This is a genomic window from Streptomyces sp. NPDC060035 (assembly GCF_042736635.1).
GTDB lineage: Bacteria > Actinomycetota > Actinomycetes > Streptomycetales > Streptomycetaceae > Streptomyces.
Genome location: NZ_JBHWVO010000002.1, coordinates 41,605 through 64,954, shown reverse-complemented (window position 1 = coordinate 64,954; position 23,350 = coordinate 41,605). Strand labels below are relative to the sequence as shown.

Genomic DNA, 23,350 nt, shown 5'->3' with positions numbered 1-23,350 from the left:
TCCGACCTGTGTCCGTCGTCGCCCCTGTGGTCCCGCACCCGGCGGGACCGCCGCTCCCCGGCGGGTGCGGCTACCGCCGCGTGCCGTCGGCCTCGTCCGCCGCGAGCCGGTGGACGGTGCCGTTCTCCGTGAACAGCTCGCTCAGCTCGAAGTCGAAGCCCTCCGCCTGGGCGAGTGCCACGAGCCGCATGGCCGCCAGCGAACTGCCGCCGAGCGCCAGGAACGCCGCGTGGATGTCGACCTGCTCGACCTGGAGTACCTGAGCCCAGATCCGGGCCAGCGCGATCTCGTCCTCGGTGCTCGGCGCCGTCGCGATCTCGGACGTCGCGGCGGTGCCGCGCGCCGGGAACAGCGCCCGCGCGGCCGCGCCCTCGGGCAGCGGCTCGGCCGCCGGCCCGGGACGGTTGGCCGCGATGTGCTCCGCGAGCTTGCCCACCGACTCCGTACCGCCGTCGGCTATGGACTCCAGGACGCCGCGGAAGGCCCCCAGGATGCGGTCCACCGACTCCGCGTCGAAGAACGCCAGGTCGTACTTGACCTGGAAGAACAGCTGCTCCTCGGGCATCGCCTCGATGGCGAACGGGTAGTTCGTCCAGCCGACGTAGCGCTCCTGACGCACGTTCACACCGCCCCGCCCGGACCAGCCGGTGCCCCGGGGGAAGTTCTCGAAGATCAGCAGCGACTCGAAGAGCGGCTGGCCGCTCGGCAGGTCGGTGCGCTGCTGGATCAACGGCAGCGGGTAGTGGTCGTGCGAGCGCGCAGCGACCTGGGTGCGCTGGATCTGCTGCAGCCAGCGGCCGATCGGCTGCTCCGGCTCCAGACCCACCCGCATCGGGAGGCTGTTGATGAAGATGCCGACGATGTCCTCGACACCGGCCAGCGCCACCGGACGGTGGGTGATGGTGATGCCGAAGCAGACGTCGTCCTGGCCGCTGCAGCCGCCGACGACCACGGCCCAGGCGCCCTGTACCAGGGAGTTGAGGGTCAGCTGGTTGGCGCGGCCGAAGGCGAGGAGCCGCTCGGTCAGCTCCTCGCCGAGGTCGAGGCGTGCCTCGGCGTGCATCTCCTGCGAGCTGGCGGAGAGGCCGAGCTGCGCGGACCGGCCGATGACGGTCGGACGGCGGAAGCCGGCCAGCCGGTTCATCCAGTAGTCGCGGGCGCCCGCGATGTCCTCCTGCTCCAGGAAGGCCACGTAGTCGCCGAAGGAGCGCGTCGGCCGGAGCTCGGGCAGCCGCCCCTCCAGCTTCGAGTGGTAGATCTCCAGCGAGTCGCGCAGCAGGACGAAGAGCGACCACGCGTCGAGGATCAGGTGGTGGTAGCTCATCACCAGCTTGTACGAGGTGGCGCCGAGCCGGACCAGGGTCAGCCGGAACAGCGGCGCCCGGTCGTACGCGAAGCCCCGGCGCCGGTCCTCGTCGAGGTACCCCTCCAGGAGCTCGGCCTGCTCCGCCTCGGTACGGCCGGACCAGTCCAGCACCGTCCAGCCCAGCTCGGCCGTGTTCTGCACGGCCTGGAGCGGCTCGGACAGCCCCTTGGTGGCGATCCAGACCCGCAGGATCTCGTGCCGGTCGACGACCTGCTGCCAGGCCTGGTGGTAGGCGTCGAGGTCGACCTCGCCGTCGACCGCGTACAGGAACTGCTCGAAGTACACACCGGAGTCCGGGTCGAGCAGCGAGTGGAAGAGCATCCCCTTCTGCATCTCGGTGAGCGGGTACACCGCCTCGATGCCGTCGAGGTCTGCAGCGGACGCGCGCACCGCGGCGAGGTCCTCGTCCGCGAGGGTGAAGCCCTCCGGGGTGAAGGACTCGGTCAGCCCGGGCCGGGTGCGGCGCTGCTCCTCGATGAAGGCGGCAGTCTCCGCGACGGTGGGGGTCACGAAGACCTGGGTGGCGCTCAGGCTGATGCCCTCGCGGTTCGCCTTGGCGCTGATCAGGAAGCCCTGGATGGAGTCGCCGCCCAGTGCGAAGAAGTTGTCGTGGATGCCGACGGCCGGCAGCTCCAGGGTCTCGGACCACAGCGTGCACAGGTAGCTCTCGAGCTCGTTGCGCGCGGCCGTGTACTCCTCGGCCAGGTCCAGGTGGGCTCCCTGCAGCTCGTGCAGGGAGCGGCGGTCCACCTTGCCGTTGTGGGTCAGCGGGATCGCGTCGATGACCGTGAAGGCGGCCGGGACCATGTAGTACGGCAGCCGGTCGGTCAGATGGGCACGGATCGCGGCGGCGGTCGGCGGTTCGTCGGTACAGGTCAGATGGGCGACCAGGCGCTGGTGTCCGCCCGCGCCGCGCAGGCCGGAGGCGACGGCTCCGGTGACACCGGGGACCTCCAGGAGCCGGGCCTCGACCTCGCCGAGCTCCACCCGGTAACCGGCGATCTTGACCTGGTCGTCCATCCGGCCGAGGAGTTCGAGGCAGCCGTCCTCCGACTGCCGGGCCAGGTCGCCGGTCCGGAACACCCGGCCCTGCGCGGTCTCGGCGAACTTCGCGGCGGTGAGCTCGGGCAGCCGGTCGTAGCCCTCGGCGATGCCGACGCCGGCCAGGCACAGCTCGCCCGTCTCGCCCGGCGCGACCGGGGCGAGGCCGGCGTCGAGTACCTGGGGGGTCAGCTCGGCCGGGTGGCCGACCGGGACGAAGCCGTCGTACACGGCGCCGGGCAGGCACTCCCAGTAGGTGCTGTAGAGGGCCTCGGTCAGGCCGTAGACATTGAACAGCCGGGCGGGGAGGCCGGTGGCGAAGTACTTCTCCGGCAGAGCGCCGGGCATCACGTCGCTGCTGCAGAAGACGTACTTCAGCGAGGTGTTGGCGGCGAAGGCGGGGTTTTCCAGGATGCCGGACAACAGTGCAGGGACGACCATCAGGGTCGTCACGCCGCCGCTGTTGATCAGCTCCACCAAGCGGTCGGGGTCCTTGTGGTCGCCGGGCGGGACGATGACCACAGCGCCGCCCGAGAGCACGGGCCAGAACACCTCGCGGACCAGGTTGGTGATGCTGAGGGTGGTACGCAGCAGCTGGCGGTCGCCCGGCTGGAGCGGGAAGGTGCTCTGGAGCCATTTCTGGCCGCTGAGCAGGGCACGGTGGGTGAGCATCACGCCCTTGGGCGTACCGGTGGAGCCGGAGGTGTAGAAGATGAACGCCAACGCGTCCGGGGCGAGTTCGACCGTTCCGGCGAGCAGCCCGGCGTCGCCGTCGAGCAGGTCCTCGACGGCGAGCGCACGGGCTCCGTCCGGTGCGGGTTCGTCGAGCAGGGCCCGCTCGGTGAGGACGAGTTCGGCGCCCGAGTACTCAAGGATGGTGGAGCGGCGGTCGGCCGGGTCCTCCGGGTCGACCGGAACGCAGACGCCGCCGGCGCGCAGCACACCGAAGAGAGCGGGGAGCAGCGCGAGGGAGCGTGACATGTGCAGACCGACACGACTGCCGGGACGGACGCCCTCGGCGACGAGAGCCGCCGCGATCCGGTCCGCCTCCCTCTCCACCTGGGCATAGGAGGTCGACGAGTCCCCGTGGAGGGCAGCGATGTGGGTGGGAGCCGACGTGGCCTGCGCCGTGAGCAGGTCATGCAGGAACGACATGCGTGGACACCATTTTCCGTATGGTCGGTGCGGAATGGGTAACGGGATGAGGAGAGTTGACGGGCGGACCGGCGTGCCTCGGGCAGGTCAGTCCAGTGCCGTGCGGGACGCGTCGGCCCGGTCGGCGGGTGCCTCGGCGGGTGCGTCCGCAGGCTCGCCGGTCCGTCCGGCCGCGGCCGAAGGCCGGGGCGGGGGTAGCAGGGCCGCCGCGATCAGGGGCAGCGTGCCGGCGATCAGGAAGACCCAGGCGATACCGGCGGTCGAGGCGAGCGCGCCGCCGATCAGCGAGCCGAACGGGATGACGCCCCAGGTCAGCCACCGGTAGGCGGCGTTGACCCGGCCGAAGAGGGGCAGCGGGATGGTCGCCTGGCGGTAGGAGACCACCGCCACGTTCCAGACCATGGACACCAGCCCGTACGCGAAGAGACCGAAGGCGACGACCGGCACGCTGGGCACTGCCAAGGAGAGGAAGCAGACGCCGAGCAGCGGCGCCCCGACCCGCATGACCGGCCCGTCTCCGAGCATCTTCAGGACGCGGCCGGTCACCGTACCGGCGAGAATGCTGCCGACCGCGAGGCAGGTGAGCAGCAGGCCGTATCCGGTCTCGGAGAGTCCGAGCCGTCCGGGCGCCACGGCCCAGAGCGGCAGCATGGTCAGGCACATCGAGTACGAGAGGTTGTTGACGGCGGCCGCTGTCGCGAGCCGGGCGAGGTCCCGGCGGTCGCGGAAGTAGCGAAGGCCTTCACCGAGTTCGCCGACCAGCGAGCGGAGCGACGAACGCCGCTTGCCCTCGGGGGCCTCGGATGTCTGCGCCGGCTGCTGGTGGCTCGCCTCCAGGACAGCCGCGGGCAGCAGCCCGAGCGCCCAGACGGTGATCACGTACAGGGCCACCACGACGGCGAGTCCGCCGCCCGATCCCAGTGCTGCCACGTAGCCGCCGAGGGCGGGGCCGATCAGCTGCGCCAGGAACATCTGGGTGGACTGCAAGGAGGCGTTGGCCCGGGGGAGTTGACCCACCGGAACCAGCCGGGGCAGCTGGGACTGGGCGGCCACGTCGACGAAGTTGCCCGCGCAGCCGATGAGGAAGGCGGTGACCACCAGTGCCCACAAGGACAGCCGGTCGGTCGCGGCCAGGGCGCACATCACGGCCACCATCGGCAGCCGGACCGCCGAGGCCCAGCGCATCACGGTACGCGGCGCGTACCGGTCCGCGATCACCCCGGCCGGGAGGGTGGCGATCAGCCAGGGCAGCCGGACAGCGAGGCCCACCACCGTCACCGCGAGCGCGGAGCGGCTGATCCCGAGGGCCAGCAGCGGGACCGCGATCTTGTAGATGCCGTCCGCGAGGTCCGAGGAGACCACGGCGGACTGGAAGAGCCGGAACGGCGAGCCGAGTCGCTCGTTCCCCGGGGTTTCCCGTCCCCTCCGGAGCGCGCTCAACATCGGTCCACGAGCAGGACAGAGCTCATCAGTGCTCCGTGATGCGCGTTGAGGACCGGACCGCCGCCGGGGACACCGTGCCGGACCAGCACCCCCGAGGGGGCGCCGCCGAACATGAACGGGCCCAGGACGAAGGGCACTTCCGCGTGCTCGACCGCGCCGGTCTCCTGGTCGTAGAAGTCCAGCGCGAGCCGGTCGGGCGTCACGTGGCGCTGAAGGATGTGGTGTCCCTCCCGCTCCGCGCGCTCCAGCGCGTCCCGCCACTCCTCGTCACAGACGTCGGGGCCGAGGACCACGCCGGTGCCGCCGTATCCGCCGCTGGGCTTGAGGACCAGTTCCGCGCGGTGCGTCAGGGCGTGCCGCAGCAGTTCGTCGCCCTCGGGGCCGGGAGCGGGGAAGAGGGCCGTCCAGGGCAGATGACGTTCGATGAGCAACCGGTCGGCCTCCGGCAGCGACTCCTTGTCCGCCCAGAGCCAGGCCATCGTGGTCTTGTCGCTGAGCAGCCAGGTGGCCTCGGAGGTGTGCATACGCACCTGCCCGGCGCGCACGGCGCGGATCAGGGCGTCGAGGCCCTCGCTCGCAGGCTGGTCGAAGCTGAGGAAGAGCCGGAACACCGCGTCCACCCGCTGTCCGTCGAGCAGCAGGACGCCGTGCTCGTCGGTCTCCAGATGGTCCATCAGGCAGGCAACGGTGTCCATTCCGTGCCGCCGGCCGCTCTCGCACATCGGGGCCAGCCAGGCGAGAAAGGCGTCGGGATCCTCGAGACCGGGTGCTGCGCCCTTGCGGAACACGGGAATGGCGACCCGGGAGCCTTCGGAAAGCTCCAATGAGTTACGGATGTGGGCGAAACGGGAATCCACGGCGGAAGGCGGTGCGTCGATACGGTCCCCGCCGGGAAGCGGGCGATAGAGGTCACGGAATCGTGAGGCGAGCAGGTCCGCCTGGAGTGTTCCGCCGAGCGCCCCGTCGATATTGAATTCAACAAACCACGGGACCCCGGATCGATAGACGATGTCGGGGCGCGCCGCGACGAGCAGGTGCTCGTCGAGGAGCTCCGCGCGGGACAGCAGCGGGGTGTCGGTCCCGTTCACTCCCAGGACGTCCTGGAGTTCGCCGGCGGTGGTGGCCCGACGGCGGCAGGAATCAAGGATCAAGCGCATCAGACGTGCGGAAACGTGCCCCAGCTCGTCGTAGTGGGCCCGGTCGACGAAGGTGGGACGCAGAGGGCGCCACGCCCCCTTGGAGCCGTTGATCCCGTCATGGACGCTCCGTGCCTCGGTGGTGGACCCACCCAGGACGCCGTCCCTGAAGGATTGGGGGAGTTCGTTCCAGACGTCCAGTGAATGACGGTGCGAACCGAGACTTCTTCTTTCCATGCCCCCACGTATTCCTGATCGCACTACCACACGTGGAGGGTTCGCGTCCCCCCAGCCGCTGGACGAAACACTATCGCCACAATGGCGGCGGTGATCTTCACCATCGGAACATGTCCCGGGCTGACGGAGGTTGGAGTAGAGGAAATTCGTGAAGTGCGGGAGAGCCCGTGAATATTTGCAGGTCAGCCGCACTCAACCGAGAAATATCACTACGTGGACCTCGGTGCGTTTGTCATGGGTTTTCCTGAAAAGAACGTTTTTCCGGTGCGGTTGTATGCTGCGCGGATGACGACCAGTGCGACGCGTCGGCCCGTGGAGTTCGGGGGCGGCATCGGGGGCGAGCCGCTGCGGGTGCCGGGGGAGGAAAGCGGGCCCTCGCTGTGGCTCGTACGGTCCGATCGATTCCGCACTGTGGCAGCCGGGTTGGCCTCCTCCGTGCTCGATTCCGACGAACAGGAGCGGGCGGCGGCCTTCCGGAAGGACGTCGACAGGGACACCTATCTGGCGGGGCATGTGGGGCTGCGGATGCTGCTCGGCGCCTATCTGGAACTCCCGCCCGGCGAAGTCCCGTTGGCGCGCAAGCCATGCGTCTCGTGCCGGCAGCTCCACGGCCGTCCCGTCGTGCGGGGCAACCCCCTCCACTTCTCCCTCTCCCACACCGGTGGGCTCTGCTTGCTGGCCTTCGCCGCGACACCGGTGGGCGTGGACATCGAGGCGGTCCCCGCACTCCCGGTCGCCGAGGAGGTCGGTTCGGCCCTCCACCCCCGGGAGGCAGCCGAGTTGGGCGCCTTCGACGCTGCGGACCGGCCGGCCGCGTTCGCCCGGACCTGGGCGCGCAAGGAGGCCTACCTGAAGGGGCTGGGTACCGGTCTGGGGCGCTCCCCCTCCCTGGACTATCTGGGGACGGCGCCGGATGCCGTGGCCGGACCGCCGGGCTGGGCGATCGGCGATGTCGCCGTGGACGACGGGTACGCCGCCGCGGTCGCTGTCGTCGTGGCGCGCTGACACCCCAAAGAGCGGGAGCGGGTCCGCTGGAGCTCGAATGCCTTCCGGATCCCTTTGTTCGCGGCGGTCGGCCACGGGTTCGACAACCTCATCGGGATTCCTCTTCGAGGGTTCGGCGGACGTGCGGGGCCATGGGTAACCGGCGATGACGTAGGGGTTGTTGCCTGTTCCGGAAGAAGCTGCGGCGGCCTATTTCCGCCTCATCGAGCGCCTGCCTTCGGCCGATGCCCGGGACATCCTCACGAGCTCGCTCACGTACCCAATATGTGGGCAAAAGTGCACCCTGGCGCCCGTTGCAACCGAACCGCTCGTTGCATTTTGAATGGACTCGGGCAGAGGGAATATGTAGGGGGCAGCTTTTCCCGCCCCGCATCTTTTCGCTTTATGAAAAGTAACGATTCGCCCGATCTGTCGGCAGATGTGATCAACCGTCAAGTATTGCGCGTGTACGCCGAGTTACCGTCTCGCATGCTGGTTCCCTCTGGACCGGGGTTTCTGATCTTGCTAGCTTGTGGCTCGCCGAATTCGTGCGTCCGCGTCAGGTTGTATTGAGCTTCGCATCGGCAGAGTCCCACGCTCTATGGGATTGCAGATGCCACGCGGGCACGTCTATATCTTTTGCGCACCTCTGCACCTCTTTCAAGAACCGGACGCAATCCGCTGCCTAATATTCGAGGGGGAGCCATGTTCTTTTCGGGAAAGTTCCTTCCCGCTTCCGGGGCGGAGCGCACGCTTGCGGGCACCACGCTGTTGAGTTCGATGGGGAAGGGGATATTCCTCACTGCGGGCGTGCTCTATCTGACGCGTGCGGTATCCCTGCCTGCGGTGGAGACCGGAGTGCTCTTCAGCGTGGCCGGTCTGGTGTCGGTGCTCGCGGGTGTGCCGCTGGGGCGGACGGCCGACCGGTTCGGACCGCGGCTGGTCTTCTGGTGCAGTCTTGCGACCAGCTCTGTTTCGGCGTTCGCCTTTCTGCTCTGCAGGGGCTATGCCGATTCGCTGTTCGTCGTGGTCGTGGCGACCTCCGCGCAAGCGGCACTCCTGGTGGCACGCGGCCCGGTCATCAACCGGATCGCCACCGGAAAACCGCAGGAACTACGGGCCTACGTACGGTCGGTGACCAACGCGGGCATCGCGCTCGGCGCGGCCGTCGCAGGGTGGGCGGCCTCCCAGGACACAGCACAGGCTTACCGGGTCCTGGTCGTCGTCTGCGGGTTCTGCTTCGCAGCGGCGCTGCTGGTAGCCCTTCGGCTGCCGCAGCTCGCTCCGCTGTCGGCGGAACGTGCGTCGCGATGGGCCGCCCTGCGTGACCGCCCCTACGTGGTCCTGTCGCTCATCGACGGAGTGCTGTCCATTCAGTACCGGGTGCTGACAGTGGCCCTGCCGCTGTGGATCGTCACCGCCACGGAGACCCCCCGGTGGACGGTCTCCGCTGCCGTGGTCTTCAACACCGTGCTGGTCATCCTCTTCCAGGTACGGGTCAGCCGGGGGATCGACAGCCCGCCACGGGCCGCGCGTGCCATGCTGGCCGCCGGCCTGTTCCTGATGCTGTCCTGTCTGGCGGTCGCCGCCACGGCGGGGACGTCGGGCAGCACCGCGATCGCGCTTCTCGCGTTCGCGGTCACCGTGCACAGCCTGGGCGAACTCCAGCAGGCAGCCGGTGGTTTCGAACTCTCCAACACCCTGGCCCCGCCGCATGCCCTCGGCCAGTATCTGGGCGTCTTCGGGATGGGCATGGGGTTCGCCGAGTCCTTCGGCCCGGCTCTGCTGACATGGCTCTGCATCGGTTGGGGCTGGCCCGGCTGGTGCCTGATGGGAGCGATGTTCCTGGCGGCGGGGGCGTCCGCCGGGCCGGTCGTCCGCTGGGCCGGTCGGACCCGGCCCGCTGCCCAGGCCGAGCCGCAGCCGGCCTGACACCGGCGTTCCTCCACCGGACACCACTTCGGGGCCATGCCCAAGTTGTGCGCCTGCCCCGCCACCTCAGCACTCCTGTGCCCCGAGACGAAGGAGTCACCATGCTCTCTCACCGCGAACAGCTCACTCCACAGATGCTCCAGTACGCCGAGAAGTTCGACGACCGTGGCGAGATCCGCTGGCTGCCGTACCTGATGTACTTCCATGCGGCCGGCCATGTCTCGGACACGGTCAGCACCGACCACCTCGGCTTCAGGTACTCCGAAGGCCCGGACGGGCAGCGCGCTTCGGCCGGGGACCTGCCCGCCGACGGACCGGTCCGTTTGATGGCCGGGAGTTCCACCGTCTTCGGTATCGGCGCGTCCGCCGACGCGCACACCCTCGCTTCCCGTCTGTGGAGCAAGCACGCCCAGGCAACCCCATGGCTCAATTTCGGCGGCCGCAGTTTCAACTCGACCCAGGAGTTGCTGCTCTTCACCCTCTATCGCCACCTCCTGCCCCAGGTCGACGAGATCGTCCTGCTCAGCGGCTTCAACAACCTTGGTCTGTCCCGGCTGCCACGCTGGATGCAGGGCGACAACGGTGCCTTCTTCAACGAGCACGACTACTACGAACAGGTCGACGCGGCGCGAGAGCGGCAGCGGAGGGCCGGCGCAGGGCGCCGACTGCTCGCCCGCCGTGCTTCGGCGCCCTCCCCCGACCTTCGCGACAGCACCGTTCCCGGCCTCGATGAACAACTCGCCCACGCCGTCGACCTCACCGTCCGGCACCTCGACAACTGGCGCCTCCTGGCCGGCGGAACGGGCGTGAAACTCACCTACGTGCTCCAGCCGCTCGCCCCCTGGGTGCGGGAGCGTCCCGCACCGCAGGAGCAACTGCTCTTCGGTGAACTCGACGCCCTCGCCAACTTCAGCCAGGCGTACGGAGACATCTGCACCATCGAGGCCGGACGCCGCTACGCGGCGATGCTCCGCGAAGGCTGCGCCCGCATAGGTGTGGACTTCCTCGACCTCAATCCCTTGCTCGGCGAGGCGCTCGCCGCCGATGAATGGGCCTTCGTCGACCGGATCCACTTCACCGACTCAGGACACGACACCGTCGCCGGTCTGCTGGCCGACGCGCTGGATCTGCACTGAACCGCCTGCCACCCAATGCCCCTCACCCAAGGACACACACATGCGAATCATCCGGAAGATCCTCGAAGTACTGCGGCTGAAGCGGAAGAAGCCGGACAACAGTGCCTCCATCTACCCCATGTTCTGATGGGTGACAAGTCACCGATGAGAGAGAACACCACACACACAGAAGCGATTTCGGCGCCCGGGTACAGCGCCCGGGAGCTCTACCCGCTGGTATGCGACCCCGAGTGCTCCGTGGCCGATGTCGTGTGGGTCGCAGGTGTCCGCGCGGGGACCGTAGGCCTTCCGGGGACGGAAGAGGGTGCGGAATCCCTCGAGTCGCTACGCAAGCAGGTCCGCGACTGGGCAGCCGGCGAACGCGACCGCTTCACGCAGCTGGCCGCCAGTGCCCCCGACCTCGGCACCTTGCGTCGTCTCAGCGACCGGACCCTGCTGCAGTGCGCGCCGCTCGCCCTGATGTCCGGGGCGTGGCTTGCAGGTGCGACCAGCATGGCTACCGCTGACGAGCCGGCCGCACTCGACGCGCTCTCCCTGTACGCCTCGGACGTCGGCGTCGGGCGCCCGCACCGCTCGCGGGGCGACGCCTTCGCGGCGCTGCTCCGTGCTCAGGACGCCGCTGAGTACGCGCAGCCGCCGGCCAGGACCGCGCTGGACCGGCGGATCGCAGATTCCGCCTTCGTGCTTCCCTCGGTGCTGCTGCTGATGGGGCGGCTGCCGGAGGACTTCCGCCCGGAGACGCTCGGTGCGGACCTGTGCCTGCGCGAGACGGGGCTGCTGCCGCCGCTCGCGCTGGTGCGGGCCGTCGCCGGGGACCGGTATGCCGACTGGGCGGCGTTGGACGCCGGGATGGAGCGAGCACTGGATCCGGCAGGCGGACTGCCTGGCGCGGAGTCGGCGGTGGCCTCGCTCGCCGAGGCGGGCGGGGAGGAGGCTGCCGGACGGATACGGGCGGGCTTCCGTTGGACGTTCTCCCAGCTGCGCGCCTGGGCCGAGGAGGTCCGCGAGACCGCCGAGGCCATGCTCGACCCTGCCTGGCAGGCCGCCGAGGTGATCCGGCTGCGGGCCCGGGAGGGGGCCGTTTACCACCAGTCCTTCCAGCTGGCCGGGCGCTCGTTGGCCGACTGGCTGGAGGATGCCCGCACGGACCCGATGCCGCTGCTCGGTGCTCTGGCGGCGAGCCGCCTCGTGCGTCCGGGCCGGCCGGACCGTAGCCCTCTGGTCACCGGCCTGGTCGGCGAACGCGGGGCGATGTTCCGTGTGTTCGGTGAGCACGACCTGGCAGTGCTGCGTCAGTGGATCGCGGAGCTGCCGGAGCGAGGGACGGACACGAAGGCGGGAGCCGGATCCGGACCGGCTCCCGCCCGTACGTGCCCCGACAGGCCGGATGCCGGCAACCTCGGGTTCCCGGTGCCGGGGGAGGGCGCCGGGGAGCCGACGGGGGACCGCCCGCCCGCCGACCTGCGAGAGGCGTATGTCCTTCTGCAGCGGCGAGCGCAGTCCCCGGCCGTGCGGGAGTGGGCGCTGGCCTATGTTCACGGCTGGCTCGGACGGGCCCGGCACCGGATCGACCGGAGCGGGCTGCCACTCCCGAGGGAGTGGCCGGCCGAAGGGCTGCGGCCCTGGCTGGGCACTCAGCACGACCGCCACGCAGCAGAGTTCGCCCGGAGCCAGGAGTCCGAGGAGTCCGGACTGCCCACCCGCGAGCAGCTGATCGAGTCCACGGTCCAGCTGGCTCCCCTCACCATGATCGACGGGGGCTGGCTGCAAGGGTTCACCGATTACCGGCTGGCCTCTTCCCAGGTCGGATTCTCCCTCTTCGAGACCTACTGGGACGAGCTCGGAAACGGCCAGGCCTCTCTCAACCACCCTCTGATCTACCGAGAGCTGGTGGCCGGTATGGGAGTAGAGCTCCCGCCCACCGGTACCGAGGATTTCGCCCGCTGGTCCGGCTTCGAGGACAGCTCCTTCGACCTGCCTGTGCACTGGCTCTCCATCGGCCGTTTTCCGGTCACCTTCGAACCGGAGATCCTCGGTCTCAATCTGGCCATGGAGCTTTCCGGCGTCGGCGGGACGTACCGCCGGGCCCGGCTCGGCCTGCGCAAGCACGGCTTCAGCACCCGGTTCGTGGACATCCACAACACCATCGACAACGTGGCCACAGGCCACTCGGCCTGGGCGGCCGACGCGATCGACAGCCATCTGTCCGCACTGCCTTCCCACAGCTCGCACCGGCACGACGCCTGGCGTCGCATCCGCGAGGGGTACCGCTCGCTCAATCCGCCTCGCACCTTCCCCGCCTGGCTGGCCGACCGCCGTGCCCGGATCACCCACCGGCCACGCTGACCAGCCCTCCCTCAAGCCGTATCCGCTCGTACGCAGAAGAGCGGAACCGCAGGACAGAAAGGAACCGAGTTCGTATGTCGGACCTGGTGCTGGGCCTCTCGGCCTACTATCACGACAGCTCAGCTGCCCTGGTCGCCGGCGGAGTCCCCGTCGCCGCGGCGCAGGAGGAACGATTCACCCGCAAGCGCCACGATGCCGGCTTCCCTTCCCTTGCCGTCCGGTCCTGCCTCGAACAGGCAGGTGTCACCCTGGACGACGTCTCGGCGGTCGCCTACTACGAGGACCCGGCGCTGAAGTTCCGCCGCGTTCTCGCCACCTATCTCGGCGGCGCCCCGCGGGGGCACGCGGCCTTCCGGGAGTCGCTGCCGCAGTGGCTGACCTGGAAGCGGGACGTCACGACGACCCTCCGCCGCGAGTTGGCGGACCTCGGGCTCGGCCGGGTGCCGGAGATCCACCCGCGCCGGCATCATGAGTCCCACGCAGCCTCGGCCTTCTTCCCCAGCCCGTACGAATCCGCGGCCGTGCTCTGCGTCGACGGGGTCGGGGAGTGGGCCACCACCACGCTCTGGCACGGCCGTGGAGACTCCCTGGAGGCGCTCCAGGAACTGCGATTCCCGCACTCCCTCGGCCTGCTCTACTCGGCCTTCACCTATTTCTGCGGCTTCAAGGTCGACTCCGGTGAGTACAAGCTGATGGGCCTCGCCCCGTACGGCACTCCCCGCTACGCCGACCTGATCCGCTCCACTCTGATCGACATCAAGGTTGACGGCTCGTTCCGGCTCGACATGCGGTACTTCGAGTACCTCGCGGGCCAGGTCATGACCGGCCGGGCCTTCGAGAAGCTCTTCGGCGGCCCTCGTCGTACTCCGGAGTCCCCTCTCACCGAGCGCGAGTTCGACCTCGCCGCCTCGGTGCAGGCGGTCACCGAAGAGGTGATGCTCCTGCTGGCCCGCACCGCTCGCGAGCGCACCGGCGAGAACAAGCTGTGCCTGGCCGGCGGGGTGGCACTGAACTGCGTCGCCAACGGCAAGGTCATCGAGGAGGGAATCTTCGACGAGGTCTGGGTGCAGCCCGCGGCCGGCGACGCGGGTGGCGCGCTGGGCAGTGCGCTCGCCGTCGCCCTGGAGCGCGGTGCGACCCGCACCCACATGGGTACCGGCGGCGACGCCATGGCGGGCTCGCTGCTCGGCCCGTCGTTCACCGATGACGAGATCCGGGCGTACCTCGAAGGTGTGGGTGCTGTCTGGACCGAGGCCGGATCCGACGAGGAGCTGGCCGAAACCGTTGCCGGACGGCTCGCTGAGAGCGCTGTGGTGGGCTGGTTCCAGGGACGGATGGAGTTCGGCCCCCGTGCTCTGGGTGCCCGTTCCATCCTGGGCGACCCCCGGGATCCCGCAATGCAGTCGGCCATGAATCTCAAGATCAAGTTCCGTGAGTCATTCCGGCCGTTCGCCCCGTCGGTACTGCGCGAGGACGCCAAGGACTGGTTCGAGCTCGGCCAGGACAGCCCGTACATGCTCGTCGTCGCCCCCGTGGCGCAGTCTCGCCGCATCGAGCCGTCCCCGGCCGCCGGGGACGATGCGGGCCTCGGTCCGCAGGGCCTGGACCTGCTACAGGTCCAGCGTTCCACCATCCCGGCCGTCACCCACGTGGACCACTCGGCCCGGGTGCAGACCGTTGACGCCGACGCCTCCCCCGCGTACCACCGTCTGCTCACCGCGTTCAAGGAACGGACCGGCTGCCCGGTCCTGGTCAACACGTCCTTCAACGTACGGGGCGAGCCCATCGTCCACACCCCCGAGGACGCCTGGACCTGCTTCATGCGCACCGGCATCGATGTCCTGGCCCTCGGCCGCTTCGTACTGGAGAAGAAGGACCAGCCCGCCTGGCAGGAGGACGACGACTGGCGCGAAGCCATCCCCCTGGACTGACCGGGCCCGCCCGGGCGTGTCCCACAGCCGGACGCGCCCGTACGTTCCGCGACCGCTGCTCCTGAAAGGACCGACCGCAGATGCGTCACCCCCTCCTCTCTCTCCTCTTCCTCCTGGTGGTCGTCCCGGCCGGACTGATCGCCCGCCTGGTCAAGGACCCCATGGCCCGGCGCCCCGACCCCCGCGCCGCCAGCTACTGGATCCCCTCCAACAGCCCCGTCACGGGCCGGAAGGACGCCACACGATGACCCTTGCTGAACACCCTCCCAAGGTGCTCGCTTTCGTTGAATCCAATATGACCGGCACCGGAGTGCAGGCCCTTCGGCTCGCCCGCCGCCTCGGCCTGAGCCCGCTCTTCCTCGCGAGCGGGTTCGACCGCTACGAGACCGACCCGGCGACCGCCGCAGCGATACGTGAACTCGCCGCAGACATCGTCCTCTGCGACACCCAGGACGCCGAGGCGGTGGAGAAGCAGCTGCGCGCTCACCGTCTTCCGGTCTCCGGTGTCATGACCGTCATGGAGTACTTCGTCCCCGTCGCCACCGAGGCCGCCCGCAGGCTCGGGCTGCCCGGACTGGACCCTGCCGCGGCCCGCGACGCCCGGGACAAGCTGCGTACCCGGCAGCGATGCGTGGTGGCCGGGGTTCCTGTGCCTCGATTCCACTTCGTGTGCACCGAGCAGGAGGTCGACGCCGCACTTGCCGACACCGGGCTGCCCTGTGTGGTCAAGCCCACGGACGAGTCCGCCAGCATCGGTGTCGTCCTCTGCAGCACACGCCAGGAGACACTTGACGCGGTGGCTGGAATCGCGTCCCGTACGGTCAACTCCAAGGGACAGGCCCGCGTTCCGGGTGCCCTGGTCGAGGAGTGCCTGTTCGGCCCCGAGGTCAGCGTGGAGACCTTCACCTACGACGGAGAGACCCGGGTGCTCGGCGTCACCGACAAGCTCCTCGGTCCCACCCCGCACTTCGTGGAGTTCGGTCACACCTTCCCCTCCCTGCTGGGGAGCCGGGCCGAGGAAGCTGCCCGGCTCGCGGTCTCGGCCCTGGCGGCGATCGGTTTCGACTTCGGCCCCGCACATGTGGAGGCCAAACTGACGCCACGCGGACCTGTCCTCATCGAGATCAACGCCCGCACCGGCGGCGACTTCATCCCCGACCTCGTAGAACACGCCCTGGGCATACCGCTCCTGGAGCAATCCCTCCGTGCACACAGCGGTGAGCGCCCTGACCTCGAACCCGTTCACCGCAAGGGAGCCGCCATCCGCTTCCTCGCCGGCCGTGACGGCACGGTTCGTGACGTCCCCGACGCCTCGGTCCTGGAACGGTTCCCGACGGTCGTCGCACACCGTCTCAAGGCCGTTCCCGGTCGAACCACCACCTGGCCCACCGATAGTCATCAGCGCCTCGGTCACGTCATGACCTGCGCGAAGACCCCAGCCGAGGCCGCGGCGGACGCCGAGGCCGCAGTCGGGCACCTCGCACCGCGCTACTGAGCGCCCCGTCGCAGAACAGCTGACTGCGGGCGAAGCGTTACGACGTGAACGGGCAGGTCGGAGGGGGGTGTGGGAGGCCTCTGCCGCGTCCGTGCCCCGCGGCGGCCCGCGGTGTGGTGTCCGGCACGGTCGGTCCGCTCCCTCCGCGCCCGTCCCGTCCCCGATCCCGTACGGCAGTGGGGATCCGGGACAGGGGCAGCCGCCCGCCAGGCCTGCGGGCCGTGGCGGGAGTGATCCGGGTCTCTGCCTCTGAGGCCGGCCGCGCCGGCACTGTGGTCGGGTCACGGGGACGAACCACTGCCGAACGACCGAGCGAGATGCCATGACAGCGACTGCAGCCGAGAACACGACCCACGCCCGCCGCGCCCGCACGGGCGGCCCCGAGGACGGGCCGAAGGCGCTGGAGCACATCCTGGGCCCGACCCTCGTGGTCGTGCTCGCCATGTCCGTCACCCGGGCCGGACTCATGTGACCTGCGGCTGCCGCTCACGACGGGTGGGGTGGGGCGCCCGCCCGGCACCCCACCCCCGACCCGCCCTGTCGTGCGTGTACCCTGCCAGGGCTAGTTGATGGCCCTGATGAGCTCACCGTCGGCCGTGTCGCCGCTGAGCTCCCAGAAGAAGGTGCCGCCGAGACCCTGCTGGTTCTTGTAGTCCATCTTCGTGGCGATGGTGGCAGGGGTGTCGTAGCTCCACCAGTTGGTGCCGCAGTGGGCGTACGCCGTGCCGGCGACCGTGCCCGTGGCCGGGCAGCTGTTCTTCAGGACCTTGTAGTCCTCCATGCCCGCCTCATACGTCCCCGGGGCCGCCCCGGTGGCCGTCCCGCCGGGCTCCGCCTGCGTGACGCCGGTCCAGCCACGGCCGTAGAAGCCGATGCCCAGCAGCAGCTTCTCCGAGGGGATGCCCAGGTTCTTGAGCTTGGAGATGGCCGCGTCGCTGTTGAAGCCCTCCGTCGGGATGCCCGGGTAGGAGGTCAGCGGGGAGTGCGGGGCGGTCGGCCCCTGGGCCGCGAACGCGCCGAAGAAGTCGTACGTCATCGGGTTGTACCAGTCGAGGTGCTTCGCGGCTCCGGCGTAGTCCACGGCGTCGATCTTGCCGCCGTCCGATCCGTCGGCGGTGATCGCCGACGTGATCAGGTTGCCGGTGCCGAACGTGGTGCGCAGTGCCGACAGAAGGTTGCCGTAGGCGTCCCGGCCGCTGGTGTCGCAGGTCAGGCCGCAGGCGTTCGGGTACTCCCAGTCGATGTCGATGCCGTCGAAGACATCGGCCCAGCGGGGGTCCTCGACCAGGTTGTAGCAGGACTCGGCGAAGGCGGCCGGATTCTGCGCGGCCTCTCCGAAGCCGCCGGACCAGGTCCAGCCGCCGAAGGACCAGATGACCTTCAGGTCCGGGTGCAGCTTCTTCAGCTTGCGCAACTGGTTGAAGTTGCCGCGCAGTTCCTGGTCCCAGGTGTCCGCGACGCCGTCGACGGACTGGTCGGCCGTGTATGCCTTCTCGTAGTCGGCGTAGCTGTCGCCGATGGTGCACTTGCCGCCCTGGACGTTGCCGAAGGCGTAGTTGATGTGCGTGAGCTTGTCGGCCGAGCCCGACGTCTCGATGTTCCTGACGTGGTAATTGCGCTCGTAGACGCCCCAGTTGGTGAAGTATCCGACGACCTTGTCACCGGCGGCGGTGGGGGTGGCTTCGGCGGTTGCCGGTGCGGAGGCGGTGGGGGCCGCACCGGCCGACGAGATCCCGGCGACGCCGAGAAGAGCGGCTCCGAGCGCGGCGGTACAGAGGGTCGCGGCGAGCGCCCGGAAACGGGCGCGGGGACGGTGAAGTCCGGTCATGGTGGCTCCTCGTGGGGGAGGGCTTGGGTGGGGGTGCCGACCGCATCCATCTACTTGGCATGGACGCGATGAGGCAGTGGGGGAGACCGTAGAAGGACTAGACCAGTTGGGTCAATGGTTCGGACCAATTTCCCTGATCAAGGACGCCCGGTACCCGGTGACGCAAGCGCTCCGATCGGGCATACTCAACGCGCCACAGCCGCTGGCCAGCGCCTCTCGTGATCCGAGAAGGCAGGATCGGCTGGGGAGTCATAGATTTCCGGGCATGGCCCGGGACCACCCGGCGGCGCCGCGCACACCCCGCGCGCGCGACCGCCGCAACGCCCGACAGGGAGGAGAGCGCCGTCATGTCCGACAGTGCCCCGCAGCCGGTGGAACGCCGCCTGCCCACCGAGGAATCCCGGCAGCTCATCGAGCTCGTCCGCGACATCGTGTCCAAGGAGATCACTCCCAGGGCGGCGGAGGAGGAGGAAGCGGGCCATTTCCCGCGCGCGGTCTTCACTCTGCTCTCCGAGTCCGGACTGCTCGGACTGCCGTACGACTCCGCACACGGCGGTGGCGACCAGCCGTACGAGGTGTACCTCCAGGTGCTGGAAGAACTGGCCGCGGCCAGGCTCACCGTCGGGCTCGGTGTCAGCGTCCACTCGCTCGCCTGCCACGCGCTCGCCGGATACGGCACCAAGGAGCAGCAGGCCGCTCACCTCCCGGCGATGCTCTCGGGCGGTCTGCTGGGCGCCTACTGCCTCTCCGAGCCGTCCTCGGGCTCCGACGCCGCCTCGCTGCGCACGAAGGCGGTACGGGACGGTGACGACTGGGTACTCACCGGCACCAAGGCCTGGATCACGCACGGCGGTATCGCCGACTTCTACACGGTTCTGGCCAGGACGGGGGCGGAGGGGGCCCGCGGGATCACCGCGTTCCTCGTCCCGGGGGACGTCGAGGGGCTCAATGCGGCCCTACCCGAGAAGAAGATGGGCATGAAGGGCTCGCCCACCGCCCAGCTGCACTTCGACGGTGTACGGATCTCCGGAGACCGTCGCATCGGTGAGGAGGGGCAGGGCTTCGCCATCGCCCTCTCCGCGCTCGACTCGGGGCGGCTCGGGATCGCCGCCTGCGCCATCGGGGTCGCCCAGGCGGCCCTCGACGAGGCCGTCGGATACGCGACAGGGCGACGCCAGTTCGGCCGTCCCATCGCGGACTTCCAGGGGCTGCGCTTCATGCTCGCCGACATGGCCACCCAGATCGAGGCCGGACGGGCGCTCTACCTGGAGGCGGCGCGGCTCCGCGACGCGGGCCTGCCGTTCTCCAGGCAGGCGGCGATGGCGAAGCTGTTCTGCACCGATGCCGCCATGAAGGTGACCACCGATGCCGTCCAGGTGCTCGGGGGCTACGGCTACACCCTCGACTTCCCTGTCGAGCGGCTGATGCGTGAGGCCAAGGTGCTGCAGATCGTCGAGGGGACCAATCAGATCCAGCGCATGGTCATCGCCCGGCATCTCGCGGGTCCCGAGACGCGCTGATCCGAACGGGCCGGTCCGACCACACCGGTGTCGTCGCGATCCGGATCCATTCCTGGTCCTGGCGGCCCGGCAGCGTCCGGCCCGCGCTCTCCCAATGGCGCAGCATGGCCCGGTAGATGGGCGGGTCGGTCGTGTGCGGCACGGGCTGCCGCACCGCTTCCCCGGACGCCGGGCCGGGCTGAGGAACCGATTCTTCGGACGTCGGAGCGGTAAGGCGGCGGCGAACCGGTCCGGCTGTCGAGTGCAGCATGCTCATACAGAGCCAACGCCCGGGCAGGGCGCCGGGTCACTGTCCGGGTGATTCGCGCGCCCGTTCCTCGGGTTCACGGGCCCAGGAGGGTGCACGCAGGGGCCCCGGAGGGTGTAGGTGCCTGTGCCGGCCCCGGAATCGCCCGCTGGAACTGTCCGCACCACGACGGCCCGCCGTCGTGGTGCGGCAGAGATGTACGGCGCAGGGGACGTCAGGCGGCGTGACGCCGTATCTGCGGCACCTGCAGGGGACGCGAGCCAGGACCGCCGGCGTGCGAGAAGGGCTGCATCCGCCAGTCGAGCCCCTGAGGGAGCGTCAGCAGCAGTGCTGTTTCCTGCTCCTGGACATCGAGCGACTCATCGGCCGGACGCGCGTCCGCGGCGGCGCGGCTCGTGCCGGCGCACACGGTGAGGACGAACGGATTCCACGGGGAGGGGCACAGCGCGTGCTCGGGCAGGACGTCCTCGTCCGCCAGCAGGGCGATCGGCTGGGAGCAGTCCGGGCAGATCACCCGGTACATCTCGAATGTGTCGTACGCGTCGGGAGCGGTGTCCTCGTCGGGATCAACGGGCTCCGGTTCGGTACGTCCGGTGAGCTTCAGGCTCTGCATGGGATATTCCCCCCTCGGGTGGGCCGGCAAGGCGCCACGGCCTCGACCACAGCAAGCACTTCCCGTCGGAAGCAGGCGGTAACCGCGAGGCCGTCGGCTACCTACCCGTAAACCTGTGGCATTCGTCACATGCCCCCCGAACATGCTGTTCCGGAGGCTCTACCGCTGTCCTTGGAGGGACCTGGGGCCATAGGTTGATCCGCATGGAGGAGCTGGACCGTCAGATTGTGGAGTTGCTCGTCAAGGACGGGCGGATGAGCTACACCGACCTGGGCAAGGCCACGGGCCTGTCCACCTCGGCCGTTCATCAGCGTGTCCGAAGGCTGGAGCAGCGCGGGGTGATCCGCGGCTATGCCGCGGTCGTCGATCCCGAAGCCGTCGGCCTGCCCCTCACCGCGTTCATCTCCGTGAAGCCGTTCGACCCGAGCGCACCCGACGACATCGCCGAACGGCTCGCCGGCGTCCCGGAGCTCGAGGCCTGCCACAGCGTCGCGGGCGACGAGAACTACATCCTCAAGGTGCGGGTCGCCACCCCCCTGGAGCTGGAGCACCTGCTCACCCGGATCCGCTCGCTGGCCGGCGTCTCCACCCGTACGACGGTCGTTCTCTCCACCCCGTACGAGGCGCGCCCTCCCAGTATCTGAGGCGAGTGCGGACCTGCTCCGAGGCGAGTGCGGACCCGCGTTCCCGGCCGGTGCGGACCTGTGCCGGGGCAGCGCGCCCCTTTGTCGAGGGGGGCGCGGACCGAAGCGGTCCGGGCAGGCGCGAGACTGGTCCCATGACCCAGAGCACCGCCCCCCAGAGCGACCACCGCACCGTGCTGCTGCGCGGTGGAGACGTCCACAGCCCCGCCGACCCGTTCGCGACGGCGATGGTCGTCGAACGCGGGCATGTCGCCTGGGTGGGCTCGGAAGGGGCTGCCGACGCCTTCGCAAGCGGCGTCGACGAGGTGATCGACCTGGAAGGCGCCCTGGTCACCCCGGCGTTCACCGACTCCCACGTCCACACCACGTCGACCGGACTCGCTCTCACGGGGCTGGACCTCTCGGGCGCGCGCACGCTCGCCGAAGCCCTCGGCCTCCTGCGTACGTACGTGAACACCCACCCGGGGGAACGGGTCGTCCTCGGGCATGGATGGGACGCGACGCGCTGGCCCGAACAGCGGCCCCCCTCGCGCGCGGAACTCGACGGGGCGGCCGCCGGCCGGCCGGTCTATCTGCCTCGTATCGACGTGCACTCCGCAGTGGTCACCACGGCGCTCCTGGATCTTGTCCCCGGGGTCACCGCGCTCGCCGGTTACCACCCCGACGCCCCTCTGACCGGCGCCGCCCACCACGCGGTGCGCTCCGCGGCCCACGGCGCCGTCACACCGCAGCAGCGTGCCGAGGCCCAACGAGCCGCGCTGGCACAGGCGGCCTCGCTCGGCATCGGGACGGTGCACGAGTGCGCCGGCCCCGACATCTCGGACGAGGACGACTTCACCGGGCTGCTGAAGATCGCCGCCGAACAGCAGGGCCCCCGCGTCTTCGGATACTGGGCCGAGCGGATCGAGGACGAGAAGGGCGCCGCCCGGATCCGCGAGCTCGGAGCAGTCGGCGCGGCCGGTGACCTCTTCGTCGACGGGTCCCTGGGCTCGCACACCGCCTTCCTCCACGAGCCGTACGCCGACGCCCCGCACACCGGCACCGCCCATCTGGACGCGGCGCAGATCGCGGCACATGTCACGGCCTGCACCGAGGCGGGACTGCAGGCGGGATTCCACGCCATCGGCGACGCCGCGGTCTGTGCGGTCGTGGCGGGCGTACGGGCCGCCTCCGAAACTCTCGGACTCGCCCGGATCCGCGCCGCCAGGCACCGCGTGGAACACGCCGAGATGCTCACCCCCGAGACCGTCGCCGCCTTCGCCGAGCTGGGGCTCACCGCCTCCGTCCAGCCCGCCTTCGACGCGGCCTGGGGCGGCCGTGACGGCATGTACGCCGCGCGGCTGGGTGCGGAGCGGGCCGGCACGCTCAACCCGTACGCAGCACTCCTGCGTGCCGGTGTGCCCCTCGCCTTCGGCTCGGACAGCCCGGTCACCCCGCTGGACCCGTGGGGGACCGTGCGGGCCGCGGCCTTCCACCGGACGCCGGAGCACCGCATCTCCGTACGGGCGGGTTTCACGGCACACACGCGCGGCGGCTGGCGGGCGGTCGGCCGCGACGACGCGGGTGTCCTCGTCCCCGGCGCACCCGCCGACTACGCCGTCTGGCGTACGGGCGAGCTGGTGGTCCAGGCCCCCGACGACAGAGTCTCCCGCTGGTCGACCGACCCTCGTTCCGGCACTCCTGGCCTGCCGGATCTCACCCCTGGGGGTGAGCTTCCCGTCTGCCTGCGCACCGTGGTCTTCGGACAAACTGTCTACGTAAGGCCGAACGAGTGACGTCGGGACATTTCGTACCGCCGATCGAAGCTGCGCCCACTCTGCCGCGACCTGCGGACCCTCGCCGCTGACCAGGTGTTTTGGGCAAAACCCGCAGGTCGACCGGCTGTTGACAGAGAGTGCCCACGGGCCGGTAGGTTCGGCCGGGTCCACCACTGGACGTCCGCCCGGTCAAACCTCCACGCAGTCGTCGAACGCCGCTGGGTCATGGGGCGGTGTGCCGCACCGGCGCACCACCACTGACAGCCAGGTTCAGCGCCCGCGCCTCGGGGGCGAGGGAAGGTTTCGGCCGGACGGCAGGTGCGACCCGGGTGGGGCCCGGAGGTTCAGTAGACAACGGCATTCGGTCGACCCGCAGCCAGCGGGTCCCAGGTCGGCCCGAAGGACGCCGGGCCCCGATCCGCAGTTCTGTCCGTAGTTCCATGCTTCTGTCCGGTACGGCAGGTGCGCCTGGTGACCGCGTCGGAGTCCGGCCGCGGTGCGCTGGATATGGTGTGCACCTGCGTACGGACTTTAAGGGG

General features: G+C 69.8%; 16 protein-coding genes. 11 read left to right on the top strand and 5 right to left on the bottom strand.

What is annotated here, in order from left to right:
* Positions 1-70: 70 nt before the first annotated feature.
* The 3 genes from ACFWBQ_RS02885 to ACFWBQ_RS02875 form a co-directional block, all read right to left on the bottom strand.
* A complete protein-coding gene (locus ACFWBQ_RS02885; protein ID WP_385483244.1) occupies positions 71-3,562 on the bottom strand; it encodes an amino acid adenylation domain-containing protein in 3,492 nt (1,163 codons plus the stop codon).
* Between the two features lie 87 nt (positions 3,563-3,649).
* Entirely contained in the window at positions 3,650-5,002 is a 1,353-nt protein-coding gene (locus tag ACFWBQ_RS02880; RefSeq protein WP_385483242.1) for an MFS transporter, read from the bottom strand.
* Positions 4,999-6,378, bottom strand: coding sequence for a hypothetical protein (locus ACFWBQ_RS02875; protein ID WP_385483240.1), 1,380 nt, complete (start codon positions 6,376-6,378; stop codon positions 4,999-5,001). Before ACFWBQ_RS02875 ends, ACFWBQ_RS02880 begins: the two co-directional genes overlap by 4 nt.
* Before the next feature lie 285 nt (positions 6,379-6,663).
* On the opposite strand from ACFWBQ_RS02875, the gene ACFWBQ_RS02870 reads away from it, so the two are divergent.
* From ACFWBQ_RS02870 to ACFWBQ_RS02835, 8 genes are all read left to right on the top strand, one after another.
* Complete coding sequence (locus ACFWBQ_RS02870) at positions 6,664-7,383, top strand: 4'-phosphopantetheinyl transferase family protein (protein WP_385483238.1); 720 nt, start codon at positions 6,664-6,666, stop codon at positions 7,381-7,383.
* 684 nt (positions 7,384-8,067) lie between these two features.
* Positions 8,068-9,294, top strand: a complete 1,227-nt coding sequence (locus ACFWBQ_RS02865; RefSeq protein WP_385483236.1) for an MFS transporter — start codon at positions 8,068-8,070, stop codon at positions 9,292-9,294.
* Between the two features lie 101 nt (positions 9,295-9,395).
* Entirely contained in the window at positions 9,396-10,430 is a 1,035-nt protein-coding gene (locus tag ACFWBQ_RS02860; RefSeq protein ID WP_385483234.1) for an SGNH/GDSL hydrolase family protein, read from the top strand.
* Positions 10,431-10,574: 144 nt separating this feature from the next.
* Positions 10,575-12,776, top strand: coding sequence for an iron-containing redox enzyme family protein (locus ACFWBQ_RS02855; protein WP_385483232.1), 2,202 nt, complete (start codon positions 10,575-10,577; stop codon positions 12,774-12,776).
* Positions 12,777-12,850: 74 nt separating this feature from the next.
* Positions 12,851-14,707 (top strand): carbamoyltransferase, encoded by a 1,857-nt coding sequence (locus ACFWBQ_RS02850; protein ID WP_385483230.1) that lies wholly within the window; start codon positions 12,851-12,853, stop codon positions 14,705-14,707.
* An 80-nt stretch (positions 14,708-14,787) separates the two neighbouring features.
* Entirely contained in the window at positions 14,788-14,955 is a 168-nt protein-coding gene (locus ACFWBQ_RS02845) for a hypothetical protein (RefSeq protein ID WP_385483228.1), read from the top strand.
* Positions 14,952-16,202 (top strand): ATP-grasp domain-containing protein, encoded by a 1,251-nt coding sequence (locus ACFWBQ_RS02840; RefSeq protein ID WP_385483226.1) that lies wholly within the window; start codon positions 14,952-14,954, stop codon positions 16,200-16,202. The genes ACFWBQ_RS02845 and ACFWBQ_RS02840 overlap by 4 nt, the downstream gene beginning before the upstream one ends.
* A gap of 322 nt (positions 16,203-16,524) precedes the next feature.
* On the top strand, positions 16,525-16,674 hold the full coding sequence (locus tag ACFWBQ_RS02835) for an SCO1431 family membrane protein (RefSeq protein ID WP_385483224.1): 150 nt from the start codon (positions 16,525-16,527) through the stop codon (positions 16,672-16,674).
* 90 nt (positions 16,675-16,764) lie between these two features.
* Here ACFWBQ_RS02835 and ACFWBQ_RS02830 read toward each other — a convergent pair whose 3' ends face one another.
* Positions 16,765-18,030, bottom strand: coding sequence for a glycoside hydrolase family 18 protein (locus ACFWBQ_RS02830; RefSeq protein WP_385483222.1), 1,266 nt, complete (start codon positions 18,028-18,030; stop codon positions 16,765-16,767).
* 347 nt (positions 18,031-18,377) lie between these two features.
* Between ACFWBQ_RS02830 and ACFWBQ_RS02825 the strand changes: the two genes are divergently transcribed.
* Entirely contained in the window at positions 18,378-19,550 is a 1,173-nt protein-coding gene (locus tag ACFWBQ_RS02825) for an acyl-CoA dehydrogenase family protein (RefSeq protein WP_385483220.1), read from the top strand.
* A 461-nt stretch (positions 19,551-20,011) separates the two neighbouring features.
* On the opposite strand, the gene ACFWBQ_RS02820 is transcribed toward ACFWBQ_RS02825, so the two are convergent.
* Positions 20,012-20,410, bottom strand: coding sequence for a hypothetical protein (locus ACFWBQ_RS02820; protein WP_385483218.1), 399 nt, complete (start codon positions 20,408-20,410; stop codon positions 20,012-20,014).
* Between the two features lie 203 nt (positions 20,411-20,613).
* Between ACFWBQ_RS02820 and ACFWBQ_RS02815 the strand changes: the two genes are divergently transcribed.
* Positions 20,614-21,054: an Lrp/AsnC family transcriptional regulator gene (locus tag ACFWBQ_RS02815; RefSeq protein ID WP_096632408.1), complete on the top strand. Its 441-nt coding sequence runs from the start codon at positions 20,614-20,616 to the stop codon at positions 21,052-21,054.
* 134 nt (positions 21,055-21,188) lie between these two features.
* On the top strand, positions 21,189-22,829 hold the full coding sequence (locus ACFWBQ_RS02810) for an amidohydrolase (protein ID WP_385483216.1): 1,641 nt from the start codon (positions 21,189-21,191) through the stop codon (positions 22,827-22,829).
* The last annotated feature ends 521 nt before the right edge of the window (positions 22,830-23,350 follow it).